2 protein-coding genes and 2 pseudogenes are annotated in these 3,240 nt (G+C 32.5%); all 4 read right to left on the minus strand.

Going from position 1 to position 3,240, the window contains the following annotated elements:
• Window positions 1-350: 350 nt before the first annotated feature.
• Window positions 351-1,016, minus strand: a complete 666-nt coding sequence (locus AC4IF5_RS20330) for a hypothetical protein (protein WP_490737762.1) — start codon at window positions 1,014-1,016, stop codon at window positions 351-353.
• 900 nt (window positions 1,017-1,916) lie between these two features.
• Window positions 1,917-2,183: pseudogene (locus tag AC4IF5_RS20335) on the minus strand (RHS repeat-associated core domain-containing protein); the annotation flags it as partial.
• 143 nt (window positions 2,184-2,326) lie between these two features.
• On the minus strand, window positions 2,327-2,755 hold the full coding sequence (locus AC4IF5_RS20340) for a hypothetical protein (RefSeq protein ID WP_490737764.1): 429 nt from the start codon (window positions 2,753-2,755) through the stop codon (window positions 2,327-2,329).
• Window positions 2,756-2,874: 119 nt separating this feature from the next.
• Window positions 2,875-3,240 (minus strand): annotated as a pseudogene (locus AC4IF5_RS20345) (hypothetical protein); the annotation flags it as partial.

Consider the following 3,240-nt stretch of genomic DNA (forward strand, 5'->3'; position numbering starts at 1 on the left):
TATCATTTTCTTTCCCACCAAATAAATCGGACAGCTCTCTAATTCTATCTCCTCCCCATACAGCTGCATAAATTCTTTCGCCCCAAGCTATATTTCCATCTTTACCAGCATTAGGAAAGGTACTTGGAGCTACAATCTAATATAATGTTTTATCACCCCGTCTCAGCTTATCATGAGACTTGCATCAAAATCTGTTCTCGCCAATCCTGAATAACTTTAAAAGTTGATACATTTTATAATTATAAATTGATCTTAGCACATTTGGTATGAAAAATCCTAATATAGATTTAGCTCGCTTCTAAAAATAAATAGAGCGATCAAAAGATTAAGATCGCTCCATTTTTATAAAATCATTGTTTTAAAGTATCTAACACATAAATTTCATTTTCAGCTACATTACCATTATCTAATTGAAAAATTTCCCAAAAATTACCTCTAATAATTATATTTTTAGAATTAGTAGGAATAGTAAATTCACAATCATAAAAATTATTATATTTTTTGCATCTACATTGTAAGTGACTAACTTCTTTTCCATTAGAATAAAGATGATAATTTAACTTTCCTTCTGGTTGATTTTTTTTATAAAGTGCTGATGTGTAAAATCTATACTTCAATAAATCACCATTTTCTTTCAACTTGTAAAATTTACTATTTAAAGTATCTAATTTTTCACGGTTAAATAAAAAATATTGATTAACAAACTCTTTATCGTCAGTTATTTTATATTCTAGTTTTGCTACCAATATTTTGGTTTTAAGATCTTTTACTTCCCACCAATCAGTCTTCACATCATTTCCATTCACTTGTCCTGTCACTTCATAAGTACTAAATTGCCCTCTTACTTTATAGAGAGAATCATTTACTTTATGTTTTTCGAGATATTCTAATTTTTCCAAATTAGTTGCAACTGAAAAATAATCTGTAGGATGCATTCCTTCATTGCTTTTCACTTCTTCTTTTTTACAAGAAAAGGTAATTAAAAACAATAGGGATAAAAAAAAGTATTTATTCATTATTTATTTTGAAGATTTTACTGAATCTGATGTTTTATAAAGTCTTTGCATAGCTTTTGACCAATTTTCTCCTTTCTCTATAGAAGTTTTGTAAACTGTATCAATTGGAATAATTGATCCTTTCATAAATGTATAATCTTTATAGTATACTGTATCACTAATTTCTTTATTACGGAACAACTCTGACAGCTCTCTAATTCTATCTCCTCCCCATACAGCTGCATAAATTCTTCCGGCCCAAGTTATCTTTCCATCTTTACCAGCATTAGGAAAGGTACTTGGAGCTACAAAACTTCCCCAATCTAATATAAAGGTTTTATCACCTCTTCTCAATTTATCATGAGTACTTGCATCAAAATCTGTTCTCGCCATACCACCAGGATTTGTAATTATAGGAAACTCCTCATTAGTAGTTCCTATAAAACCGTCTATTAAATTTGCTATATAAGAAGTTGATCTTCCAATAAGACCATATACTCCTGTATTTCCGTTATATTTATCCATATAAGCATTAAACTGGCTTAATATCTGATTTCCCCAACCAGAACTGCTTCCACTTAAAATAATTTCAGGAACATTAATGATTGCATCTCCAATACCCCCTTCAGCATAATTGGTATTAAGACTTAAGTAACTTCCGTTATACCCCAGGAGGATATTGTTACTGTCCTGAAAGCCAAATCCTGTATTATGCCAGTTTCCTCCTAAATTTAAAATAGTATCAATTAATCCTAAACTCAAACCTCCACCTCCGCCTGCACTCGGAGTAAAAATTGTTGGTACATTACCTGACCATTCATCCATAGACATTCCCGTTGCACCTTTTCCGCCTGCAAGATAATACGAAGCGGCTCCGCCAGAGCTTATATTCCAGCTCCACGTATCAGGAGCATAAGCTTTTCTCCCATCCGGGTCGATAAAGCTCACAGGATTATTTAATGCATAATTATAAGGCGAAAACCTTCTTGTGGTCTCTGCCAATGGGTCTATTACACCCCATCTTCCAATATCACTCATATACATTCTGGCACCATAGTCATACATTCCACTTTCCGTCTGCAATTCTTTTCCATTATAACCATAGTTATAGGAAGGGTTGCCAGCTAATGCATTATAGCCTTCATGCTTCAGCCCAAAAGGATAGTAGTTGTTTTCTTCAATGATCTCTATTGCTGTTTCTAGCGAAACTTATTTTATAAAATTAGAGTATTGAAAGTTCAATACTCTAATTATTTTCAAGATTATCCAAAATAGGAGTATAAAAAAGTATAAACTTTTTGTCTCAAAAAAAGGTAGCAACTCCATTTTGCTTAAAAGATAAAGGACAATGGCACAAAACTAAGTATAAAAAATATTACGATTCCTAAAATTACACCAAAACTGATCCATGCCCATTTACGTTTTACTTCTTTAGGTTCCTTATCAAATTCATCAAAATATTTTAAATACTTATCATTTTTAAATAGTAATTTCTCATTAATAACCCAAGGCATAATCAAAAATCCTATTACAAATAACCATTTATAAGAACTTCCTGGCTCCCAAAAAATTTGTATTAATGATTTCCCTAATATTACCTGAAGAATATTGAATAATCCATATTCTATAAGAATTATTAAACCACCAACCATACTACCTGCCCAAATACTTCCCAGACCTGATCTTTTATCATTAAATGCAACTTCATCAGTAAATTTATTCATATCATTTATACCTCCTTTAGCATAAAATCTTTTCACTGCGGGAATTTTGTATAATAATCTGAACGGGTCTACATATGACAACAATTTGTATAATAGTTTGTACGAATTAAATATTGAATAATGGACGTAGTTCCAAATTCTTTCCATAAATTTATTTATTTTAACCATTCTTCTGCTTGTGCTTCCGCATAATCACCACCATATATACCTCCCAATATACTTCCTGTAATACCCCCTATTACCCCACCAATTGCTCCAGCTGGTACTGCTCCAATTCCTTCAAACCAAACTCCTATAGCAGCTCCAATAAGGGTTCCTGATTTTGTCCCTGCCCAACCTCCAATTGCAGCTCCTGCCATACCGCCTGCAACTCCAGCAGTCGCCACTTGTGTATTTTTGCTAAACTTTCCTTTATCTTGATAAACTCCATAACCTATTTGACCAGCACTAATTATATGGCCTACCATTCCGGCTCTTTTCGCATATTTTCCATACATTGCAGTAGTGTTGACATAGCTACT

This window comes from Chryseobacterium sp. UF-290 (assembly GCF_058245615.1).

Bases quoted from the DNA above. Each gene is read 5' to 3' on its own strand.
- AC4IF5_RS20330 (WP_490737762.1), bottom strand. From the start codon at position 1,016: ATGAATAAATACTTTTTTTTATCCCTATTGTTTTTAATTACCTTTTCT.